This is a genomic window from Desulfovibrio biadhensis (assembly GCF_055388615.1).
Genome location: NZ_AP042477.1, coordinates 44,774 through 68,329 on the forward strand (window position 1 = coordinate 44,774; position 23,556 = coordinate 68,329).

The 23,556-nt window shown below is 54.7% G+C and carries 17 protein-coding genes; 11 read left to right on the forward strand and 6 right to left on the reverse strand.

Annotation, left to right across the window (positions count from 1 at the left end; all coding sequences use genetic code 11):
* Nucleotides 1-209 precede the first annotated feature (209 nt).
* Together ACZ5EH_RS00200 and sat are read right to left on the reverse strand one after the other, a co-directional pair.
* Nucleotides 210-1,667: an IS1182 family transposase gene (locus ACZ5EH_RS00200; RefSeq protein WP_464274022.1), complete on the reverse strand. Its 1,458-nt coding sequence runs from the start codon at nt 1,665-1,667 to the stop codon at nt 210-212.
* A 108-nt stretch (nt 1,668-1,775) separates the two neighbouring features.
* The gene (sat, locus tag ACZ5EH_RS00205; protein WP_464276126.1) at nt 1,776-3,068 is read right to left on the reverse strand and encodes a sulfate adenylyltransferase; all 1,293 of its coding nucleotides are present in this window, start codon (nt 3,066-3,068) and stop codon (nt 1,776-1,778) included.
* Nucleotides 3,069-3,940: 872 nt separating this feature from the next.
* On the opposite strand from sat, the gene aprB reads away from it, so the two are divergent.
* The 6 genes from aprB to ACZ5EH_RS00235 all read left to right on the forward strand — a co-directional run bounded on the left by aprB (nt 3,941) and on the right by ACZ5EH_RS00235 (nt 12,394).
* Nucleotides 3,941-4,447 carry an adenylyl-sulfate reductase subunit beta gene (gene aprB / locus ACZ5EH_RS00210; protein WP_464276127.1) on the forward strand — a complete coding sequence of 169 codons (507 nt, stop codon included), beginning with the start codon at nt 3,941-3,943 and terminating at the stop codon, nt 4,445-4,447.
* 66 nt (nt 4,448-4,513) lie between these two features.
* Nucleotides 4,514-6,505: an adenylyl-sulfate reductase subunit alpha gene (aprA, locus tag ACZ5EH_RS00215; RefSeq protein ID WP_464276128.1), complete on the forward strand. Its 1,992-nt coding sequence runs from the start codon at nt 4,514-4,516 to the stop codon at nt 6,503-6,505.
* A 306-nt stretch (nt 6,506-6,811) separates the two neighbouring features.
* The gene (locus ACZ5EH_RS00220) at nt 6,812-8,047 is read left to right on the forward strand and encodes a CoB--CoM heterodisulfide reductase iron-sulfur subunit A family protein (RefSeq protein ID WP_464276129.1); all 1,236 of its coding nucleotides are present in this window, start codon (nt 6,812-6,814) and stop codon (nt 8,045-8,047) included.
* A 6-nt stretch (nt 8,048-8,053) separates the two neighbouring features.
* Nucleotides 8,054-10,372 (forward strand): hydrogenase iron-sulfur subunit, encoded by a 2,319-nt coding sequence (locus ACZ5EH_RS00225; protein ID WP_464276130.1) that lies wholly within the window; start codon nt 8,054-8,056, stop codon nt 10,370-10,372.
* Between the two features lie 12 nt (nt 10,373-10,384).
* Complete coding sequence (gene qmoC / locus ACZ5EH_RS00230; protein ID WP_464276131.1) at nt 10,385-11,620, forward strand: quinone-interacting membrane-bound oxidoreductase complex subunit QmoC; 1,236 nt, start codon at nt 10,385-10,387, stop codon at nt 11,618-11,620.
* Nucleotides 11,621-11,662: 42 nt separating this feature from the next.
* Nucleotides 11,663-12,394, forward strand: coding sequence for a hypothetical protein (locus ACZ5EH_RS00235; RefSeq protein ID WP_464276132.1), 732 nt, complete (start codon nt 11,663-11,665; stop codon nt 12,392-12,394).
* A gap of 94 nt (nt 12,395-12,488) precedes the next feature.
* Here ACZ5EH_RS00235 and ACZ5EH_RS00240 read toward each other — a convergent pair whose 3' ends face one another.
* From ACZ5EH_RS00240 to ACZ5EH_RS00250, 3 genes are all read right to left on the reverse strand, one after another.
* A complete protein-coding gene (locus ACZ5EH_RS00240; protein WP_464276133.1) occupies nt 12,489-13,496 on the reverse strand; it encodes a DUF3089 domain-containing protein in 1,008 nt (335 codons plus the stop codon).
* A 221-nt stretch (nt 13,497-13,717) separates the two neighbouring features.
* Nucleotides 13,718-13,900, reverse strand: coding sequence for a hypothetical protein (locus tag ACZ5EH_RS00245; RefSeq protein ID WP_464276134.1), 183 nt, complete (start codon nt 13,898-13,900; stop codon nt 13,718-13,720).
* 238 nt (nt 13,901-14,138) lie between these two features.
* Nucleotides 14,139-14,744, reverse strand: coding sequence for a helix-turn-helix domain-containing protein (locus tag ACZ5EH_RS00250; protein ID WP_464276135.1), 606 nt, complete (start codon nt 14,742-14,744; stop codon nt 14,139-14,141).
* A 264-nt stretch (nt 14,745-15,008) separates the two neighbouring features.
* On the opposite strand from ACZ5EH_RS00250, the gene ACZ5EH_RS00255 reads away from it, so the two are divergent.
* From ACZ5EH_RS00255 to ACZ5EH_RS00275, 5 genes are all read left to right on the forward strand, one after another.
* Nucleotides 15,009-17,822, forward strand: a complete 2,814-nt coding sequence (locus tag ACZ5EH_RS00255; RefSeq protein WP_464276136.1) for a PAS domain-containing protein — start codon at nt 15,009-15,011, stop codon at nt 17,820-17,822.
* Nucleotides 17,823-18,075: 253 nt separating this feature from the next.
* Nucleotides 18,076-18,441, forward strand: coding sequence for a response regulator (locus ACZ5EH_RS00260; protein WP_464276137.1), 366 nt, complete (start codon nt 18,076-18,078; stop codon nt 18,439-18,441).
* 54 nt (nt 18,442-18,495) lie between these two features.
* The gene (locus ACZ5EH_RS00265; protein ID WP_464276138.1) at nt 18,496-19,365 is read left to right on the forward strand and encodes an EamA family transporter; all 870 of its coding nucleotides are present in this window, start codon (nt 18,496-18,498) and stop codon (nt 19,363-19,365) included.
* 9 nt (nt 19,366-19,374) lie between these two features.
* On the forward strand, nt 19,375-21,006 hold the full coding sequence (locus tag ACZ5EH_RS00270; protein WP_464276139.1) for an ASKHA domain-containing protein: 1,632 nt from the start codon (nt 19,375-19,377) through the stop codon (nt 21,004-21,006).
* Nucleotides 20,996-22,471 (forward strand): small ribosomal subunit Rsm22 family protein, encoded by a 1,476-nt coding sequence (locus ACZ5EH_RS00275; protein ID WP_464276140.1) that lies wholly within the window; start codon nt 20,996-20,998, stop codon nt 22,469-22,471. Before ACZ5EH_RS00270 ends, ACZ5EH_RS00275 begins: the two co-directional genes overlap by 11 nt.
* 48 nt (nt 22,472-22,519) lie before the next feature.
* Here ACZ5EH_RS00275 and ACZ5EH_RS00280 read toward each other — a convergent pair whose 3' ends face one another.
* Nucleotides 22,520-23,524, reverse strand: coding sequence for a hypothetical protein (locus ACZ5EH_RS00280; RefSeq protein WP_464276141.1), 1,005 nt, complete (start codon nt 23,522-23,524; stop codon nt 22,520-22,522).
* Between the last annotated feature and the right edge of the window lie 32 nt (nt 23,525-23,556).

Sequence of the window (23,556 nt, forward strand, 5' to 3'; positions counted from 1 at the left end):
TTCACGCCTCATCAAAAATGCAGGACGCATTTTCGACACACCGTAAAAGATACCTTCTCTAGCTGGAAACCGGCCAGGACGCAAGGGGGCAACAGCTCTAATCCGTAGAAGCCGCGCACAAAAAAAGGGGGCGCCTGAGCGCCCCCTCAGCTCATTGACAAACCCCGCTTTTTGCAAAGTGGGGTTTGTTTTTATGAACCGATTTCTTTTCAGGCCGCTGCCAGCTGGGATGTTGGCTCGATCGGCCCCAATCGAACGAGACAGAGAGACTGAGGAAGAAAGTACAGGCATTTGGGCTGCAAATATTTGTATGACAGCCCCAAAGGGGCCAGCAGCAAGGCCATTTTCTTCATGTTTTGACATGTGGCGGAAAGCAGGCTTTGAACCTGGACCTTAGCCAGGCCGCAGAACCGAGCATAGCGATGCCCGTGCAGTTGTTTGGCGTCGGCAAAGCTGCGCTCTACGGTCTCTTTCCGGCGAGCATAGATTCTTTTTCCGAATTCCGTGAGCCGGTGCGCATCCACCGTATCCACGTATTCCCGCCACACATGGCGTGTCACTGTTTTCTTGCAATTCCGGTTTGTTGTGCACTCTTTCAGTAACGGACAGCGGCGGCAAACCTTTGGTAACGAGTCATAGAGACGATATCCTTCGCGGTTGGTGGTGGAGTAGTGAAGCTCCTGGCCTTCGGGGCAAAGATAGCAGTCCTTGTCCGGCAGGTATTCAAAGGCGCGTTTGGGGAGCATCCCTTTGCGACGAGTGGGACGACGATAGCCAATGACACCATAAATATGCTTTTCTTCCAGCGTCTTGCAAATGTGTGAGGTGAAATATCCTGCATCGAGGCCGACGTGCTTCACAGCAAAGCCGAAGCGGTTGATTTGTCGGTCCAGCCGATCGAGATAGGGCATGCTGTCATGCACCGAGGCCGGAGTTACGTAACTGTCGGTGATAATGTTGTGTCGGCTGTCCACAGTGCGATGATCCAAGTAAAAGAAGCCCTTAGGCTTGCCCTCGCGTACCATGTACCCGCTGTCCGGATCGGTTGTGCTCTGCTTGATCCGCTTGGACCCCGCTTCGCGGTTGTCCTGCTTCAGCGGTTTCTTTCCATGCCTGCGCCTGTCTTCCTCCACGGCGTCTTCAAGTTCGCCCAAGTATGACTTCGTGCTTTGGGCAACGAGCTTTTCCGTAAATTTATGCTTGTTGGCGTTGGCTTTCAGGTGGGTGGAATCGGTGTAAAGCGTGTGTCCGCCGACAAGCCTCTTTTTCATGGCCTGGAACACTATACCGTCAAAAATGTCCTGGGCAACGCTGGTGTCGTTAAATCTGCGCCGCCGGTTTTGGCTGATGGTGCTGGCATCGGGCACTTTGTCCTGCAATCCCAGGCCAAGGAACCAGCGATAGGCAACATTGACCTGGATTTCCTTGACAAGCTGACGCTCGCTGCGGATGCCAAACAGATAGCCGATGAATAGCATTTTGAAGAGCACCACCGGTTCAATGGCCGGACGGCCATTGCCCTCGCAATACAAATCCTTGGTGAGCTCATGAATAAAGGAGAAATCAATAACCTTGGCAATTTTGCGAAGCAGATGATTCATGGGGACAAGTTCGTTGATCGAAACAAACTCCATTTTCACCTGCTGATTTTTGGGCGGCTTTAGCATGAAGATAGTATAAGAAAACCCTCGCCGATTGGCGAGGATTTGTCAGCATTCTGAGGGGGCGCCTGAGCGCCCCCTTTCGGATACACATAATTCCCTGTGGAGAGGGAGTTATTTCATTTCCTGACCGCTGGCGGCCTTCTGCATCTTGACCTCGACCTTCTCGGTCAGGCCTTCGTAGTAGCCGCGCAGGATTTCGAGAACTTCGTCACGACCGAAGTGATCGGGCACATCCTGGCCTTCGGAAAGGGCCTTGCGGAGCTTGGTGCCGGACAGGATGACGCGGTCTTCCTTGGTGTGGGGGCAGGTGCGCATGGAAGCCATGCCGTCACACTTGAAGCAGTAGAAAGTCCAGTCGATCTTCAGAGGATCGCACAGGAGCTTTTTGCCCGGATCGGGGCACTCTTCGTTCACGTAAGGAATGCGATCAAAGATTTCCTGAGCCTCGAAGAGGGTGTAGAAGTCACCAACGCCAGCGTGGTCGCGGCCGATGATCATCTTGTTGACGCCGTAGTTTTGACGGAAGGTGGCGTGCAGCAGAGCTTCACGGGGACCGGCGTAACGCATGTCGAGGGGGTAACCGCCCTGAACAACGTTTTCTTCGACGAAGTAGCCTTTCACCAGGGTGTCGATGCACTTCACTCGGACGTCAGCAGGAATGTCGCCGGGCTTCAGGTTACCGATCAGGGAGTGAATGATAACACCGTCGCAAACTTCTACAGCGATCTTGCACAGGAACTCGTGAGAGCGGTGCATGGGGTTGCGGAGCTGCAGAGCAGCAACGTTGGACCAGCCGCGCTCGTCGAAAATCTTGCGGGTTTCTGCGGGGCGCAGGTAAACGCCGGGGTACTTGGAAGGGTAATCGCCTTCGGAAAGAACTTTCACAGGACCAGCCAGGCAGAATTCCTTGCGAGCCATGACCATCTGCACACCGGGGTGATCTTCCAGAGCGGTCTTCATGAAGGTGTCGTCAGCGGAATCTTCGCCAGCGCCCTTGTAGACCATCTCAGCTTCCCACTTCTTGTCATCCTCGGTCAGAGCGAACTTTTCTTCCACCTTCATGGTGGCGTAGAATTCACCGTCGCGCTGCAGAGCGATTTCGTCGCCTTCTTTGATGCTATCAGCGTCAGCAGCGGAGCAGGAGAGCATCACGGGGACAGGCCAGAAAGTGCCGTCGGCGAGGGTGAATTTTTCGCAAACGTTCTTCCAGTCAGCCTTGGTCATGAAACCGTTCAGAGGGCTGAAACCGCCGATGCCCATCATGATCAAGTCGCCCTTTTCCTGAGCGGTGATCTCGAGGGCCTTCAGACCAGCGGCTTTTTTCTTCTCTTCTTCCAGAGCGGAGCCTTCCAACAGGCAGCAGACGAGGCCTTTACCACCATGAGGGGGAACCAGTTTCGACATGAGTCGTCTCCTTGAGATGCTTTGTTAACTTAATTGCCATACCAAGCGACAATATCGTGGTCATACAGCCGGGCATGTCTTTTCGCCCGGTCAGTGTATTGCCACAGGGGCCAAGAAAAAACGCCAGTACCGGATAGTGAAAAAAGTATCAGGATGTCAAGTCAAACATTTCACATACTCTCCTCAAGCACGAAATAATCGGCGCTCAGAGGGTAAGCAGGAAGTCTGCACACACACGTAAAATGCGGTTGGTATTATAGAAAGGATAGGTATTTGAACGCGACCTTAAACTTCCCTCCTCCAAAAGGAGTTTTGTTACTCTTTTTTAATACTCGACCTATTGCGTATCATACCCTTTCAATGTAATACGGCCAGTATTCTGCAACGAGGTAAAAGGGCTCAAATGTTGCTACTGGCCCTCTCAAGGCCAGGTTTCTAGCCCCTTTGCGCGAGCCCTGGCAAAACCGAAGGCGTAAAAGATGCTTGACAGCTATACCGTCGCTTGTTAATTCTCTCACAAGCAATGAGCGACGAACAAACTATGTACGAAGAACGTAGCGATAAGAATGGAGGAAAGACGAGGATGACATTGGACTGTCGCGCCTTACGGCGCGTTTGGTCGCCCACAGCAGCGCAGTTTGCAACAACATCTGCAGACGCTGTGTCCGTTTTCTTCGGTCTTACCGACCAGGTATCAAGCTCTCGTCGTTCCTTTGGATACGAGAGCGTGTAATACATTGTAGAAAAAGCAGGGAAGTGTAGGTTTCCCTGCTTTTTTCATCTACACAGAGTGACGCAAAGAATGCTTCGCTTTATGTTAGGTTTTGGTTGTCGTTAGAACCCGTTAACCGCAATTGTGTGGAGGATTAGGTATGCCGACTTATGTTGATCCGCAAAAGTGCGATGGCTGCAAGGGTGGCGAAAAGACCGCTTGCATGTACATCTGCCCCAACGACCTGATGATTTTGGATCCCGATGAAATGCGGGCTTACAACCAGGAGCCTGAGGCTTGCTGGGAGTGCTATTCCTGCATCAAGATCTGCCCCCAGGGCGCCATCACCGCTCGTCCTTACGCTGACTTCGCCCCCATGGGCGGCACCAGCATTCCGCTGCGCGGCTCCGAGGACATCATGTGGACCGTCAAGTTTCGTAACGGTTCCGTGAAGCGCTTCAAGTTCCCCATCCGCACCACTGCTGAAGGTTCCATCAAGCCCTTCGAAGGCAAGCCCGAACCCGGCGACATCGAATCCGAACTGCTGTACACCGAGAGCGAACTGGCCGTTCCCAAGGAAGCTCTTGGCAAGAAGTTCGAGACTCAGGATGCCGACGTCACCCAGTGCTGGCAGGACATGCCCTGCGAAATCGGCGGTAACCGCTAACATCTCCGGTTTCTTACATTCGAGAGATCAAAAAACTTTCCACTTCTTTTTTAAGGAGAACATATCATGCCTCAGATTCCTGTTAAGGATAAGCCGAAAGGATTGCCTCTGGCTGAACCCGCTGTGAAGGAACATGATGTCGATATTCTGATGGTCGGCGGTGGTATGGGCTGCTGCGGCGCAGCTGTCGAAATCATGGCCTGGTCCAAGAAGCTGGCTCCTGAGATGAAGATCATGCTGGTGGACAAAGCTGCTCTCGAGCGTTCCGGCGCTGTTGCGCAGGGCCTCTCCGCCATCAACACCTACCTCGGCCAGAACGATGCTGACGACTACGTCCGCATGGTCCGCACCGACCTTATGGGTCTGGTTCGCGAAGACCTGATCTTCGACCTGGGCCGCCACGTTGACGACAGCGTGCACCTGTTCGAAGAATGGGGCCTCCCCATATGGGTTAAGAAAGACGGCAAGAACCTGGACGGCGCTGCCGCCAAGGCTGCTGGTCTTTCCGTGCGCACCGGTTCCGATCCTGTTCGCTCCGGCCGCTGGCAGATCATGATCAACGGTGAATCCTACAAGGTCATCGTTGCTGAAGCTGCCAAGAACGCCCTGGGTGAAGAGCGCATCATGGAGCGTATTTTCATCGTTAAGTTGCTGCTGGACGCCAACGAGCCCAACCGCATCGCCGGTGCCGTCGGCTTCAACCTGCGCGACAACGAAGTGCACATCTTCCGTGCCAACACCATGCTGGTAGGCTGCGGCGGCGCTGTTAACGTGTACCGCCCCCGCTCCGTTGGTGAAGGTATGGGTCGTGCCTGGTACCCCGTATGGAACGCTGGCTCCACCTACACCATGTGTGCTCAGGTTGGTGCCGAGATGACCATGATGGAAAACCGCTTCGTCCCCGCCCGCTTTAAGGACGGTTACGGCCCGGTTGGCGCTTGGTTCCTGCTGTTCAAGGCCAAAGCTACCAACTACAAGGGTGAAGACTACTGCGTGACCAACCGTGCCATGCTGAAGCCTTACGAGGAGCGCGGCTACGCTAAGGGTCACGTTATCCCCACCTGCCTGCGTAACCACATGATGCTTCGCGAAATGCGCGAAGGTCGCGGCCCCATCTACATGGACACCAAGTCCGCCCTGCTGGAAACCTTCAAGACCATGAGCCCGGCCGAGCAGAAGCACCTCGAGTCCGAAGCATGGGAAGACTTCCTCGACATGTGTGTTGGCCAGGCCAACCTGTGGGCTGCCATGAACATCGCTCCTGAAGAGCGCGGTTCCGAAATCATGCCCACCGAGCCTTACCTGCTCGGCTCCCACTCCGGTTGCTGCGGCATCTGGGTTTCCGGTCCGGACGAGTCCTGGGTACCTGACGACTACAAAGTCAAGGCTGACAACGGCAAGATCTACAACCGCATGACCACGGTCAACGGTCTGTTCACCTGCGCTGACGGCGTTGGCGCTTCCGGCCACAAGTTCTCCTCCGGCTCCCACGCGGAAGGCCGCATGGCTGGTAAGCAGATGGTTCGCTGGGTCCTGGATCACAAGGACTTCAAGCCTGCTCTGAAGGAAACCGCCGAAGAGCTGAAAGAGCTGATCTACCGTCCGTTCTACAACTACGAGAAGGGCAAAGGCGCTTCTACCGATCCCGTTGTGAACCCCGAGTACATCACTCCGAAGAACTTCATGATGCGCTTGATCAAGTGCACCGATGAATACGGCGGAGGCTGCGGCACCTACTACACCTGCTCCGCTGCTTCTCTGGACACTGGCTTCAACCTCATGGACATGATGGAAGAAGACAGCCTGAAGCTGGCTGCTCGTGACCTGCACGAACTGCTCCGTTGCTGGGAGAACTACCACCGCCTGTGGACTGTTCGCCTGCACATGCAGCACATCAAGTTCCGCGAAGAAACCCGTTACCCCGGTTTCTACTACCGCGCCGACTTCATGGGTCTGGACGACAGCAAGTGGAAGTGCTTCGTGAACTCCAAGTACGATCCTGCTAAGAAGGAAGTTACTCTGTTCAAGAAGCCCTACTACCAGATCATCCCTGACTAGACTACGCATTAGCGGTTGCGAGCTCAGGCTCGCAGCCGCTTTTTAATGTACAACGGATCGCATACAGTATTTGCGTCCGAGCGGCTCTTGCCGCATGACCCTGACGCCAGCCTTGACAGAGAGGCAGGTCTCGGGGTCAAGTCGACTGCGTGAGGGGCTATTTACTCAGCTTCGAACAATATCAAGGCTGACCTTTTGCGTCTCTGTCATCTTACGGGTCTAAGCCGAAGCAGTGACAGACGATAGTCATTGCCTCGGCTTAGGCCATCGTGTGAAAGGGCCGCAAAAACCGTACGGAGGAGTGCGATGTCGAATTCGATACTCGTGATAGGAGGCGGATTCAGTGGAATCACCGCCGCCCTGGAAGCCGCGGAAGTCGGCTATGAAGTTTTTATCGTCGAGAAAAGCCCGTACCTTGGCGGACGCGTTATGCAGCTCAACAAATACTTTCCGAAACTGTGTCCTCCTTCCTGCGGCCTGGAGATACAGTACCAGCGCATTCGCAAAAATCCCAAGGTGCACTTCTTTACTCAGTCTGAGGTTGCTGCCGTCAGCGGCCAAAAAGGCGACTACAATGTGCGTATCAAGGTGAACCCCAGGTACACCGCCACGCACAACGCCGATCTGAGTGAACTGGCAGAACAGCTTGAAACCACCGTGGAAAACGATTTCAATTTCAAGCTGAGCTCCAAGAAACCTCTTTATATGGATGTGCCCTTCGCCTTCCCGCACCGCTGGGTGCTGGATAAGGAAGCACTGTCCGATGAAGAAACCCGTCTGGTGCATAATTCCACGGCCATTGACCTGGATCAGGAACCCCGTGAATTCGAGGTCAACGTCGGCAGCATCGTTATTGCTACCGGCTGGAAGCCCTACGATGTCACAAAGCTGACCACCCTGGGCGCTGGTGAGATTCCCGACTGCATCTCAAACATGCAGCTCGAGCGTCTGGCTTCCGCCAACGGCCCCACTAACGGCAAGATTTTGCGTCCCAGCGACAATAAGGCGCCCGAGTCCATCGCCTTCGTACAGTGCGCCGGCTCCCGCGACCAGAACCACCTCAACTACTGCTCATACATTTGCTGTATGGCATCCTTGAAGCAGGTGACCTACCTGCGCGAGCAGTACCCTGACGCAAAAATTACAATCTACTACATCGACCTGCGTACCCCTGAGCGCTACGACAAGTTCAAGCGCAAAGTGGCTGCAGATGACAAGGTTTCTTTCGTCAAAGGCAAGGTCGCCGGTGTTGAGCCTGGCGAAAGCGGCGGCGTGATTGTCGAAGTTGAAGACGCCGTCAAAGCCATTAAAAAGAAAGTTCCGTTCGACCTGGTTGTGTTGGCTACTGGCATGCAACCCAGCCTGGCCGGCACTCGCTTGCCCTTGGACGTTCCCATGGACGAGGAAGGCTTCATCATCGGGGGCGAGGAAAAAGGCATCTTCGCCGCAGGCTGCGCCAAGAAGCCCCTGGATGTGATGAAATCCGCGCAATCCGCGACTGGAGCCGCCATGAGGGCGATCCAAACGGTGAGAGGGAGGTAGCAAACAATGGCCGAAAAAATAGGTGTTTTTTTCGATGAATCCAGCATCGGCCCCTACTTCGATTACGAAGAGTTGGTCGATTACGTGCAGAACAAGTGGGGAGGCCTGGTTCCTGTAGCCAAGTCCCACAAGCTTCTGCCCGGCGAAGAAGGCGTCAAGATGATTGAAGCCGAAATCGCTGAAAATGAACTCGACGGTGTGCTCATTTGCGGTTCTACCCCCCGCGATGACTGGGACGCCTACATGTTCGAGGGCGTCTTTGTAGAACGTGTCAACCTGCGCGAACAGGTTGTGTTGAGCTACATCGACCCTGATGGCGCAGAACTCGAAGCAGGAGATGAGCCTGAGCCCCCTGAGACCCTGGTCGGCATCGTCCAGGACTACATCAATATGGGTATGGCCAAGCTCAAGAACATGAACGCGCCGAAGCCTGAAATCCCCGAAATGGTCCGCACCATCATGGTTGTGGGCGGCGGATGGACCGGCCTGACAAGCGCGCTTGCAGCATCCAATGCCGGCTACAACGTGGTTTTGGTGGAAAAGGAAGCCAACCTGGGCGGCAAGGCTGCCACCATGTACAAGAGCTCTCCGCTTTCCTACCCTTACACCACTTTGCAGGACACCGGCGTAGACAAGAAAATCGCCGCGGTGGAAGCTGATGAACGCATCACCGTTAAGACCGGTTCAACCGTAAAAGACCTGCAAGGCGCTCCTGGCCTGTACAAAGCGACAATCGCCGGTTCTTCGGGTGAAGAAACCATCGACGTAGGTTCCTGCGTCCTGGCTACCGGCTGGATGCCACAGGATACCAAAGTCCTCGAACCCATGGGGTACGGTCAGTTCAAGAACGTAGTCACCATGGCCGAGTTCGAGCAAATGGCCAAAAACGGCATCCTGCGGCCTTCTGATAATAGCCCGGCCAAAAAGGTCGTGTTTATCCTGAACACCGAAGCCTGTGAGCCTAAAGAGAAAGAGATGTACACCAATCTCTGCGAGCTCACGGCCCAGCGTGAAAAGGAAAAGGAAGAAGCCAAGGACAAGAAGGACGACGACGAAGATAAAGTCAAATTCAAGTTCGAAGACATGGAAGGGCCGCAGCATCTGCCCATGTCTCTGGGCGTGAACAGCGTGGTTGCGCTCAAGCAGGCTCTGTACCTTCGCGAGAAGTACGAAGACGGCCTGGCCTACATCCTCTACGACAACATGATCGTCCCCGGCATTCACGAGCGGTTTTACAAGGCCGCCCAGGATGAGCCCGGCGTTATGCTGACCAAGGCTGACATCGGCAGCATCGAAGAAGCCGAAGACGGCAGCCTGATCATCCGCGCCGACCATACGCTGATCGGCGGCAGCATCGAGATCAAGGCCGACCTGGTGGTCCTGCCCACGGGTATTGTCCCCACCACGGCCAAAGGCACCATCATGAACTTCATGTACCGCCAGGGCCCCCACTTCCCCGATCTCGAGCTCTTCGAAGGCTTCGCGGATTCCAACTACATCTGCTTCCCCTACGAAACCCGCCGCACGGGTGTGTACGCAGCAGGTTGTGTCCGCCAGCCCATGATGATGGACGCTGCAGAAGAAGACGCTTACGGCGCCGCTCTTAAAGCTATCCAGTGCATCGAATCCGCCAACCGCGGCGTTTCCGTTCACCCGCGCTCTGGCGACCTTTCCTACCCGGTGTTCAACTTCGTGCGCTGCACCCAGTGTAAGCGCTGCACCGAGGAATGCCCCTTCGGCGCTCTAGACGATGATGAAAAGGGTACGCCGCTGCCTAACCCCACGCGTTGCCGCCGCTGCGGTACCTGCATGGGAGCCTGCCCCGAACGCGTCATCTCCTTCGATACCTACGGTATCGGCATGCTCTCCGAGATGATCCGGCAATACCAGATTCCGGAAGACATGGCCGAAGGCGGCCCCCGCATTCTGGTGCTTGCCTGCGAAAACGACGCCTACCCTGCTCTGGATATGGCGGCGCTGCGCGGTCACAAGTGGAGCCCTTACATCCGCATCATTCCTGTGCGCTGTCTCGGCTCTGTAAACGCGATCTGGATCAAAGACGCCATGAGCCGCGGTACTGACGGTGTCATGCTGCTTGGCTGCAAATACGGCGATGACTACCAATGCCACTTCGTGAAGGGCAGCGAAATCTGCAACCGCCGCAAGGAAAACATCGCCGAGACCCTGAAACAGCTCGGTATCGAGCCTGAGCGGGTGGAACAGTACGAAATCGCCATCGACGAATACGACAAGGTTCCTACCCTGATCGAGGAGTTCATTGACATGGTCCTCAAGATTGGGCCGAACCCGTTCAAGGGCTATTAAGAGGAGACTATCATGGCGCAACCAACACGCATCGAACCCGATCTCCAGTTCATAAAAGAATTGCAGGCGGTAGGCGGAGAATCGCTGAAGAAGTGCTATCAGTGCGCAACATGCAGCGTTGTCTGTCCCATCTCTCCGACCAGCAATCCTTTTCCGCGCAAGGAAATGGTATGGGCGCAATGGGGACTCAAAGACAAGCTGATGAACAACATCGACATCTGGCTTTGCCACAACTGCGGCACGTGTTCCGACATGTGCCCCCGCGGTGCAAAGCCTGGTGATCTGATTTCCGCCATGCGCAACATGGCATATCAGAAGCTGGTCGGTCCCTCTTTTCTTGCCAAGTGGATGAGCTCGGCAAAGTACCTGCCCATGCTGATTGCTTTTCCCGCGCTGCTCTTCCTGGTCGTCTGGCTGATCAGGGGATCCATCATCGGCAGTTTCTTTCCCACCACCGAAGATGGAGAGATTGTATACGGCCTGCTGTTCTACGGTGACTACACCATTGACCCGATCTTTATCCTCGTGTCGCTCTTTGTAGCCATCACTTTCTATAACGGGATAAAAAACCTGATAAAGACCCTGCGGCCAGAAGGCTCCGTGGTATATGTCGGGGGCGAACAAAAGCCCTGGCCCAAGATTCTGCTTGAAGTCATCTTCGGCGAGATTCTGCCCCACAAAAAGTTTGTGGAATGCGGCGCCGACAAGACCGACCGCAAAAACGGTCACATGGCCCTGCTCTTCGGCTTCATTGCCCTGGCCATCGTGACCTCTGTGGTCGCAGTTGGTCACTGGGGTGGCTTGTTCTTCGGCGGAACCGTCCTGGGCGGCCACGAAGAAAACGCCAGCGCCATCGCCAAAATGCTTGTCGCTTTTGGTGAAATGACCCACACCCCCATGTCCCTGGGCAATGCCATCAAGGTTCTGGCCAACATCGGCGCCATTCTGCTGCTGATCGGCCTGACCTTCCTGACCATCCGCAGGCTGAACCTTGAGGAGAAGAAAACCAGCTCCTCTTACTACGACTGGTATCTCCTGGGTGTGATCTGGGTTGTGGCGCTGACCGGTATCGGCTCCGAGCTGTTGCGTCTTGCAGAACTCAAGTACCTGGCTTTCCCGGTCTACTACATCCATTTGGTAGCGGTATTCATGCTCTTTGCTTACCTGCCCTGGTCCAAACTTGGGCACCTGGTATATAGAACAACGGCAATTACTTACTCCCGGTATATGGGCCGTAAGACGCTGTAACAGCCAACATAACGAGAACGTTCCTGACGAAAGGAGGCAGATATGTCTGAGGAAGCACGTAAAGTGGTCAAGATGGAGGCTGTGCTCGGGCTCATCGCCGGTCAAAACAGCGACGACGTTTCCGACTTGCTGGCCTTCCTCACCCAGCGCGAACTGAGTGCGCAGGATGAGGCCATAGTCGCCCCCCTTGCTAAGGCCTGGATTTGCAGTCAGCATCCTCAATTCATGGAGGATCCTTACAAGTCTGCGGCCATTTACGAGGACTGGGTCCAGAAGCAGATCAAGCGCCTGGGCGACAACGTGTCCATCACGCCTATTCCTGAAGACGAGATGGCCGGCATCGGTAGCGTGCTGGATTTGATTGCCGATCAGAAGGCAACCATTGCCGAGCAAGCTGAAAAGATCGAAGAACTCGAAGCCAAGGTCGCCGAACTCGAGCCTTTTGTTAAAAAGACCGCTGATCTTGAAAAGAAGGTCGAGCAGCTCGAGGGCACCGTCGAGAAAAACAATACTGAGATATCCGAACTCAAGGGCCAGACTGCAGAGTTCCAGGGCAAACTTCCCGTGGCCGAGTCCGAACTCAACGATACCATCAAGGATATCGTAACCAAGGCCCTGAAGGATGCGGTGAAAGCCGTGCCCGTGGGCGCTGCTGCCGGTGAAGCCGGCGAAGCAGCGGCAGAAGAAGCTGCTGAAGAAGAAACCGAAGGTGGCGTTCCCGACGATTTCGGGTTCGGCGCCTCCGGTTCCAACAACGACGGTTTCGGCTTCTAAGTCAAACCCGATCGTCTGCGAATCAAAAGAAAAACCCTCGGCCTTTTCCGGCCGAGGTTTTTTTTATGTCTGAGTGTAAGTCTTCCGCCATGCATCAATGTTCTTGATGCCAAGCTGCCACACGTTCCTGCACGTTCGCCCGCAAATTCATGTAGAACAGGGAATAATCAAAAATATGGTAGACACCTTCAGGAAAATTGGGATTGGAAGATTGCACCAATGAAGGATCGGCAGGCGCCACCACAAGTCCGCCATCCACAATTTGTGCAGAAGTAAATTCGGGGTAGATAGTCCTCTCTCCATCCTTGCTGAAAAAGACCGCGCCTTTATTTTGTGCAGCCGGAACAAAAGCGCCATCCGTTTTCCACGACAGCGGATTCACAACAAGAGAACCGGGCAATATCGTGGGCGCTTCCTTTTGCTTTCCCGCTGCAACGGTATTGTAGCTCACGAAGCACCCAACTTGCTCAGGGGATGCGCACATGCTTATGGCCGTATTGCGTTGCAGATCATCAGGGGTAAAGGGCCATCCTATCAAGTATCCAGCAACCAACCGATCTTCGGCACCGGTCTTCCCCCAATGTTCAATGAGCAGACTCACTAGCAGATTCGACCCCTGGCTGTGCCCAGCAATAATAAAAGAGCGCCCTTTGTTGTAGTGCTCAAGGTAATAGCTGAAGGCAGCCCAGACATCCTCCTGCCCATAAGCCATGATTGCATTTTTTTTCTCTGTAGACAGCCGCAAACCGGCGACATGCATCTGTCGGTATAAAGGAGCATACAACTTCGCTCCCTTATCTAAAGCAGATGCCTGGGTCGTGAGAGTCCAGCGGGCTGCCCTTTGCAATTCCTTATCATGTATATCCATAAGCCAGGAATCGCCGGACTCCAGTACCGTGGGGTACACCCAGAAAACATCCACCCCTCCCTGCGCGTTCCCATCCGGGAGAGCAAGCCAGTTTTCGCTCTGTGCGTAATCTGGCGCAGGCGGCGCAGATGCGGGAGCAAAGGGAGCAAGCTGTTCCTCCCCATAAGCCATCTGCGTGCACAGAACCCCACAAAGCACTAGCAGTATCACCAGCTTTATACCCTTTTGCGGCATGCAATTTCTCTCCTGTTAAATGGACTGTACATTATGAAAATTCACTCAGGAAAAGTACTTCCGCCGGCACAAGGCTGCAAGAGTAAACACCCAAGAATAAGTATAAGATGAGATGAAAACCCTATTCCGTGCAGGGAATAAAGGAGTGAACCTTTTTCTAAAAAGAAAAAGGCCTGGCTTGATTGGCGTGGCCGGCACACATGGGTGTGCCTTATGCGTATTTAGATGACGTCGCGGTCCAGCTCGCGATCACTATGCTCCTGATTCAGGCGCATGGCTTGACGCGTAAGCTTCTCAAGAGCCCTTAATTTTGATTCACGCTGGCGTTGATTTCTTTTCTGCTCGCTTTCCAGGGCAGCCATATCCTTGCGGTGGCGGTCCAGTAGATGGGTAATATCGTACATCGGTGCCCCCTTTCCCGGAGGTGTGCCGGGATAGTTCCGCTGCTTCCCCGGCAGACGGCACGATGGCGTCATGGTGGGACCGGGTGAGACAGCAAAAAACACGAAAGATTCCGCAAAAAAAACAAAGAAAATCAAAAATTATGGAATAGAAATTCTAAAGTTAATCTGGACAATATGCCCTTGGCATTGCCAGTGTCAAGCAGTGCGTTAGTAAAACACCCGGTCGGGGGTACAAAAATTACCGTTTGAGAACGTCTTGCGCCAACGTGGCAAGGGTTTCGTTCAGGTTGCTTATGCGCTCGAGCTGCCGCTCCAGCTGGCGGTCTTTGGAAGCCATCTGGCGGTCTTTTTCCTGTAGCTGCTCCTTTAGAAAGTCGACCTCCTGGCGCAAGTGAGCGATGAGTTGGTCGGCATATACAGCGGCCCCTGCGCCCAGAGCTACGCCTGGAGCCTGCGTACCGTTCCCGCTTGCAGCAACGTCCTCAGCTTCAGAAGAGTTTGTATATTGCCTTCGGTGCGCAGCTTGGCCAGCCCCGGACACGCTTCCTGATTGTACAGAAAACGCTGGAACGTCAGAACTTATGACGTTGGCAATCTCGGGATTTGCAACGCCCCCGTTGCCTTGGGCGCCACGCACTTTTCCATCGTTTCTCCCCGCATTGCCGCGCTGTTGCAGGTAAGCTTCGAGGTCTGCCAATCTAAAGCGATACTCCATGACACCACGGAGATTTCGCTCCTGATGAAATGGGAGTTTTCCTGCCTTGCAGTAGTTGCGCAGTGTTTTTTCGCTCACACCAAGAAATTCGCGGGCTTCCGCCAGATTGAGCGCCGTATTCCCTTCCATCGTCCAACCCCCTTTCCTGACAGATAAAACAAACTATTTTTCCAGCGATGCGCACTACAATACTTTTTCAATCATGAAAAACGCTGGTACATATTACCATCGTAATCTTTTATTGGCAATCAGCCACCGGAGTTTTCCATGGAAAAACTGTCCTCCTGCCCAAATCGCACCGATACGTATTGACCCTGAGGCCTGCCAAGGGTACCGACAGATGATGCTCTGCCCCAGGCACCCGGGCTAACAGGACATACAACGGACTTTTTTATGGGATCGAACGCGCCAGACAACGATTGCACCAAGAATGACAGTTCAAGCGCTGCCCTGGCAATGGCCATGTTGCTGGCCATGGGGGACCCTGCCATTCTTTTGGATGAACAGGGAGTTATCACCACTGCCAATCCTGCAGCCGCAGACCTGTACGCCCCAGGCAAGCGCCCCTTCCAGTTGACAGGTGTGCCCTTGGAGACCCTTATGCCTGCCGAACTTCGCGAATCGCGTATGAAGCAAGTGCAGGAGGCCTTGCTGCGTAAAAAAGCCCTCTATTTTGAAGATGAAAAGGGTGGCCGGTTTTACGAGCACAGGCTGCAGCCCATACCTCCCGGGCTCAAGGGGGGGATCATGGTCATGGTCACCAGGGACATCACCTTTCAAAGGATGCAGGGCATTGCCCTGCGCCGTGAGCAACAACGTCAGATTTTCTATCTGGAATCCCTGCCTGGCTATGTGTTGCTGGTACGCCCCGACCACTCCGTACACTATGCGAACCGCTACTTCCGCCAGGCATTTGGCAAACCCGGCTACAAGGCCTGCCATGACATTTTACCCGGCGTCCAGGGACTGTGCCCCGCGTGTAAGCCCTATTCTTTTTTCTCTGACATGCAACCCCAGCAATGGTTGTGGCGTACGCCAGAGGGGCGTGTTTTTCAGGTGTATGCGCACCCGATGACAGATATGGACCTCTCGCCCCTGGCTATGGTGTTGGGGATTGATGTAACAGCCCGCACCGAGGCGGAAAATGCGCTGCGCCATGCACAAAGGTATCAGAAGGCCATTCTGGACAATATTCCAGACCTTGTCTGGCTCAAGGACGCGAACAACCTTATTGTGGAAGTGAACGAGGCGTTTGCCGCCACCTTTGAGATGCAGGCCACCAAAATCATTGGGCTGTGCCACGAAGAAATTTTTGGAGAAGAAGGCAGTATTTTCGATGAGCGCGACGCCCAGGCCCTCTCAGGTAAAAGCCGCACCACTTACGAGGAATCTTTTCATGATTCCAGCGGCAAGCAACGCTGGTTGGAAGTGGCGCGGGTCCCTATCCACGATTCGGAAGGCAACGTACTCGGGCTCACCGGCATAGCGCGCGATATCACTGAACGCCGCCAGGCCGTGGAAATGCTGCTTTATTCCCATGCTGAAATGGAAGGTTATGTACAGGAGCGCACCAGCAAACTACGCACGGCGGTGCAACAACTGGAAGCGGAAATAGCCGAGCGCAAGCGAACCCAGGAAGCATTGGAAGCCGCAAGACATAAGGCAGAAGCAGCCACCCGCGCCAAGTCCGTCTTCCTGGCGAACATGAGCCACGAAATCCGTACCCCGTTAAATGTTATCATCACCATGGCGGACATGACCCTGCGCGACGAAAGCAGCCTCCCCCCTAAACGTGCGCTTGAAATGGTGCATGATGCCGGCAGAACCCTTTTGAGCATCATCAATGACATTCTGGATTTTTCAAAAATCGAAGCCAGCAAGATGCATCTGGACCAGCATGACTTCGACCTACGCCACATGATCGAATCTGTCTGGAACACCCATGAATTGCAGGCGCGCAGCAAAGGACTGAAGACAACGCTGCACCTGGCCGATGATCTGCCCCCTGTTGTCAAGGGAGACAGGGACCGTCTTGCACAGGTGCTGACCAACCTGTTGGGCAATGCCGTCAAATTTACAAACGCTGGCAGCGTGGTACTAGATGTGGCGTCATGCTCTTCCAAAGACCCGGAATCTGTTTGCGTAACGTTTACCGTGCGCGATACGGGCATCGGCATTCCGGAGGAGAAACAGAAAGTCATATTCGACAGTTTTCAACAGGCCGATGACGCCACCACACGCCAATTTGGCGGCACCGGACTGGGACTCTCCATTTCCAAGCTGCTGGTCAACCTGATGGGGGGTGAACTCAGCATCCAAAGCTCTCCAGATATTGGCAGCACTTTCCGCTGCGATTTATCTTTCAAGATTGGTGATCCTGCCGCCCTGGAGGCAGACAGACGCGAGCTAAAGCTTTCTCGCGAACTGCCTTTCATGGAGCCTTTGCGCATCCTTGTAGTTGAAGACAATCCCCTCAACCGCGAACTGGCGGGCTCTTTTCTTACCAAGCAAGGCCATACCGTACAGGAGGCGGCAAACGGGCGTGATGCCCTACAGGCTCTGAAAAACGACATTTTCGATATCGTTCTCATGGATATCCAGATGCCCCAACTGGATGGCGTAGCCACCACCCAGGCCATTCGCAAAACGGAGAACTTGCTGACCCCTGCTTCTGTTCCAGTCATCGCGCTTACGGCCCACGCCTTCAAAGAAGACCGACAACGTTTTTTCGATGCTGGGATGGATGGCTATGTTGCCAAACCCATTGACCTTGCGTTGCTGCTGCAAGAAATGCAACGTGTCTTGGAGCGCAGACCGGCTGAAAATGCTCCGCGAAATACTCTGACACAGTCTGACAATCTGGAAGAAGAACACCTTGGCGGCAGGGAAAAGGCGCTTGAGCTGCTCCAGGGCAACATGGAACTGCTCAAAAGACTTGATAAACATTTTCTCCGCGATGCCCCAAAGGAAATTGAAAACCTGCGCGCAGCCTTTGAAGACTGGGATTTACCACTAATGGCCAGTCTGGCGCATAATCTCAAAGGCACCTCAGCGACCGTCGGCGCTTCCCGTGTCAGCGCCCTGGCGCGAAAAATTGAAGCCGCGACCAATGGCAGCGCCGCCTTTGACCTTCCAAAGTTGTTGCAATCCCTTGACGCTGCACTCAAAACCGTTTGCGAGATGCTTGAAAACCAACCGGAAGCATGAATACTGAGGCTACTTTGCCCACAATCAAACTACAACGAGCCCTCGTTTCCTGGCATTCACTACTAAAAACAGGCATGTTTATCTCGCAGCATCATTTTCTGGGCCGTATCGCTCAGAAAGAAGCAAATAATAATCACTTTGCGCTTTCAGTAAGTTCTATGTATTGACAGCATAGCTTTTGCTTTCATAAATGTTTTTTGGAAAATGTACCGGGATCAATGATAGCTTTTTCGGGAACCCAAGGACTACTGCCATGCTCATTCTCGTCGTAGACGACTCTCCCATGATTCGGGAATTGCTCAAGGGAGTACTCGAACCCGAAGGTTTCGAGGTAATCGAAGCCGCCGACGGGGAAGAAGCGCTCCAGCTATACCGCGAGAATGATGTAGACCTTTGTATCATTGATATTTTCCTGCCCAAGATGGGCGGACTTCAGGTGATGGGAGAACTCATAAAGGAAAAGCAAGGACAAAAAATCATCGCCATATCCGGGGGGGAGTCCTTCAATCCGGAGTCCATCCTTGAACTGGCCAACATTTTCGAAGTTGTTGCCACCTTCACCAAACCAATAGATACCGCACAGTTACTGAGCACAGTAAAAAACACCCTGCAAGGGTAAGTCCGCTCCACTATCTAGCCCTTCAAGGAGTCGTGCCCGCAACGCGGGTTCCCCATGCTCTGGTTCTTTCTTTCTCTGGCAACAGCCTTTATGGCTGCGACAGAAGGCGCTGTAATCAAAGGTTTTCTCAGTGATCTAAAACCCTTGGAGCTGGCGGCCTATCCTCTTTTCTACAGCCTGCCAATTTTCCTGGTGGCAGTGCTGTTAACGCCCCATACCCAGCTGCAGCCCGGGTTTTGGTCGAACCTTTTCATTTTGCTTCCCTTGAACCTTCTGGGCTATTGCCTGTACGTCAATGGCGTTGCCTTGTCGCCGCTGTCCCTCAGTTTGCCTTTTCTTGCCATCACGCCGGCGGTCACCATCCTCACGGGGTTTCTTTTTCTTGGAGAAGAACCAAGCCTGTACGGGCTCATTGGCATAGCAGCCATCGTCATGGGCAGCTACATACTAAAAATCGAAAGCGCAAAGCCTGGCGAACTACTGCAACCCTTCAAGGCGATTTTCAAAGAACGTGGTACGGTGCTGGTATTATTGGCCGCCGTAATTTTCGCCTTCAATGCCGTATTCGGCAAAGTGCTCATCCTCCATTCAAATCCAGTGTATGCCATGTGCATTTTCTTTCTTATTCACAACACCGTGTTCATCGCTGCGGTGGTGCTGACGCGCAAAGTCAGTCTTGCAGCGTTGCTGAAGCGCCCCGGGCCCGGGATTCTGGCTGGAATCGTCATGTTCGGGCATGTCACGTTCCATTTCCAGGCCATAGCCCTGGCCCAGGCAGCGTACATGATCGCCGTCAAAAGACTTTCCGGTCTTTTTGGCGTCATATACGGCGGCCTGGTCTTCAAGGAAGAACATATCGGCTCACGACTGGCGGGCGCTGCCTGTATGAGCATGGGGGCTGCGCTGATCGCGCTTCTAGGGTAGAATACCGCCATGTCCCGAACATTTGTTTTTCGTGATTCTGCCGGCAAGGAATATCCGGTAGCAGTAGACAGCGCCCCCAGCCTGGCCCAGGCGGTTTACACCAGCGGCCATGCGCCTGCCCCTGCCCTGTGCTCCGGATTGGGGCGTTGCGGCCGGTGCGCCATGCGTTTTGTTTCGCATCCTCCAGCGCCATTGCCAGAAGATGAAGAACTGCTGACGCCTGAAGAACTTGCCGCTGGGTGGCGGCTCGGGTGTCGCCATGTTCCCCAAGAAGGGCAGGTTATAGAGCTGCCGCCGCCTCCGCGCCGCGAACGTGCAGGGGTGAATATCCCTGCCGCAACTGCTGCAAAGCTGGTCATGGCGGTGGACCTTGGCACCACCAGCATGCACTGGCAGATTCTGGACGCCTTAAACCCGGATTCTACGGAGCCTTTCCCCTCTGGCAGCGAGCTGAATCCACAAATGGGAGCAGGCAGTGAAGTCATGTCGCGGCTGGCCTACGCCGCTACTCCGGAGAACGCTGCCCGCCTGCGCAGGCTGGTGCTTGATCGTTTAGGGGAGATTCTCCAGGACATCCCTCCCGTACAAGAGTTATGTATTGCCGGCAACACGGCCATGACCTGCCTGCTGCTGGGAAAGTCGCTGGACGGGCTTGCCCATGCGCCCTACCACCTGGAGTATTTCGGAGGGGAAACAGTGGATCTGTGTGCATCCGATACACCGCCCTTCAATGTAAGCTGCAGTTTACCGCCTGCCTACATCCCCCCCCAGTTTTCCCCATTTGTAGGGGGCGACATCAGCGCAGGCCTGGCGCATATCCGCTTTGGCTCAGGACCGGATGTTGCGCCCCCCGCCTACCCATGGCTGCTCGCGGATTTCGGCACCAATGGCGAATTTGCCCTGATGCTCGACGACAAAACGGCAGTTGTCGCCAGCGTCGCCCTGGGCCCTGCCATCGAAGGTATAGGGCTCAGCCACGGAGGCGTGGCAACGCCTGGCGCGGTTGCCGGCTTCGATCTTACCCCCATGGGGCTTGTGGCGCGATGTATTCCCGGCGAATTGCCTGCAGGGTTACCCCCCCGCATCACTGGCGCAGGGTATTTATCCCTGTTGCAACGCTTGCGCAGCACTGGTCTTCTGAATGAAAAGGGGCACTTTGCCACTGTCCAAACTGCGAGCATTTCTCCCTTGGCGCGTAAACTCGCCCTGGGCCTGGAGCTTGAAAAAGGGCTCTTGCTACCCTCCATTGGCCAGAAAACACGACCTGCAAGGTTGCTTTCTGCCGACATTGAAGCCATTCTACAGGTGAAGGCCGCCTGCAACACAGCGCTGAGCCGCCTGCTGCATCATGCCGGTCTGGGAGCCCATCAACTGAATACAATCTTTGTCGCTGGCGCCTTGGGGCAGCATACAGGCGCGCGAAACCTGGAGGAACTGGGCTTTATTCCACCAGGTTCAAGCTCGCGTGTGCAGCTGCTGGGCAATGCTTCCCTTGCCGGAGCTTCCCTTTTCCTCACCCGACCTGAAACCCGTGCCTGGGGCGCTGCTTTGGCCAACAACATACGCGTGCTGGACCTGGCCGGAGAGCCTGGCTTTTTTGAAGAATATTTCCAAAGGATGTCATTTACCTATGTGCCCTGAGACAAAACAATCCCCACAAAATGATGCGGAACGCCCTGCTCCTGGCAGACGCGATACAACATACCCCATGCTGCCTCGCCTTCGCGACGACTCCCTGGAGGTGCTGCACGATCTTGGCCCTGCCTTGGAACAGGTAATGCCGCTCAAGACAAAACATCTGGCAGACCTGCCCAGAGCCGTGCGTGAGCTTTCCGAACAACTCACCAGTGAACGCGGCGGCCTCACCGGCAAATATTTGCAAACACCACGCACTCTTTCCGCCTATATCCGCTATTTCCTGCCATGGAACGTCTACAGGCAGGCGCGCCTCTTTGCGGGCCTCTGGTTGCGTCTCCATGATGGGGCGCGGATTCTGGATCTTGGCTCCGGCCCATTGACTGCGCCCATGGCTTTGTGGGCAGCCCGACCAGACCTGCGTAAAAAAAATATTACCTTTGTTTGCGTTGACCGCACCGCAAAAGCCCTGAAAATTGGTGAGGAACTGTTCAACATCATCAGCAAAGGGAGCGAGCGCTGGACGCTGGAACTGGTTGAAGCGCCCTTGGAACAGGCGCTGCGCGCACCTGGCCTGCCATATGACATGATCTTTTTTGGAAACGTGCTCAACGAGCTTCGGTGGGGCGGTGACGATCCCATGGAAGCCGGGGTGGTCCGCATTGCCGAATATGCTGTGCAACGGCTGCATGCCAAACGCCAGCCGCATCTGCTGGCTGTGGAGCCCGGAACCCGGCTCGGCGGACGCCTGGTATCCCTTCTGCGTAAGGCTGCTCAGGACCTCGGCTTAACGTCGCTTTCCCCCTGCACACACCAAAACCTTTGCCCCATGCTGGCCAGACGCGCCAATTCCTGGTGCCACTTTCGCTGCACCCCGGAGGGCATCCCCCAATGGTTGCGAGAACTTTCCGATAAAGCCGGGCTGCCCAAAGAAACCTTGGCCATGAGCTTTATACACCTTTCCGCCGTCACAGCACGGCAGGAAGACAAGGCCCGGATTTTGTCCAACCCCTTGCGTCTCCAACAGCAAGGCCATTTCGGCTACTATGCATGTACAAAGCGAGGGCAGTTGATCATAGAAGAACAAGGGCGCCCCTCTCTGCAACAGGGCGATCTTAGTGAATATGAGATGCTCCCCGGCAAACAGCTTGACCCCAAGTCAGGCGTGCCACGTGCTCGGCTGCCACAGGCGGAGCAAAGCGATCACGCCCCTACCAAGGCGCGTCCCAAACCATCATCCAATACTAGGTCGGCTAGCGAAGAGGCAGCCAGGAAATCTGCCCCTCCTAAAAGAAGCGGCCGAGGTCCAAATACGCGCAGAAATGCCCCTGATGCGGGAGATTCCGATCGGGAATCACACAGCAAGGCGCCACAAGCACGCAAGGGGCCTCGCTCCAAGAGCGGTCCGCCACGGGGCAAAGCAAACGCCCCAACCTCAGGAAAAGGGAAAAAACCGCGCAAGGGGGATTGATCCTACCACCTGGAGTCCTCCACCAGAATAATCAGGCGGAGAGGAGGCTTACTGCTTCGGTCCTTGCGACTTCAGCAGACGAGCCTCCTGATCGCTCTGTAAGGCATTGAGCGAGCGCTGCAGGGTTTGCGCGGCATTCTGCAATGCCGCAGTCAAATCAGCAGGGGCAGCGTTGTACCCTGCACCTTCCTGCAGACTCCTGACCATACGCTGCAGTTCAGGGCGCAAAGCTTCTGCCATTGCCTTGCCAGAGGCTTCACCGCCCTGCGTCGTGGCAAGTTGCTCCAGCAATGTATTGGTGCGGGCCATCTGCTCCAAAAGCTGTTTTGAGAGCGCACCGGGGGTAAGAGACCTTGTCCCTTTCCCCTCAGAAAACAACGTTGTGACTATCCGCGTGAGCGTCTTGGCATACTCGGCAAGGGTGATTTCCCGCTCTTCCAAAGTGGAAATGAGGTAGCGCCTGTCCAGCATAGCAGCCAGGGATCGCACCTCCCGCAGTAAAACGCTCATGGTGAAGCGCAGCAAAAAGAACATTGCCAGGCTGCAGAGCATGGCGGCGCCAAGGGCTATCAAACCATTGGCAACGGACATGAAGGCATGCTCCAGGCTCTCCATGACAACATCGGTGGTGGACAGATCAAACCCTATCAACCCGTAGACAAGCTGGATAAGCAGCATGAGCATGCCGCAGGCAAATAATACAGCAGGCGTGAAACGCCACCAACGCAAGCCCAAAGCCTCTGCCACTTGTTCTTCAGGGTTGAAATAAATTGCTGCAGCTCGTGTTGTCTTGTAATTTCCATGTAGATCATTGAAAAAAGTATGCGAGTATTCCTGCCAGGCCTGGGAGAAGAAGCGACTGCTCTGGATGGCTGGTTCAGAAAATGAGCGTAGCAGCAGGGAAAGGTTGCGATGCATTGCAAATGCTTGCTTGCCAAGCAATAATGCCAGGAAAGCAAAAAATATTGCCAGTCCAATGAGGTACCAGCCGATAAAGGTAGCACGCCCAACCTCTGCAAAATGCTGCAACTGACTTGCAATGAGAGTTTCCATATCCGCCTCCATGAGTACACACGACGACACTA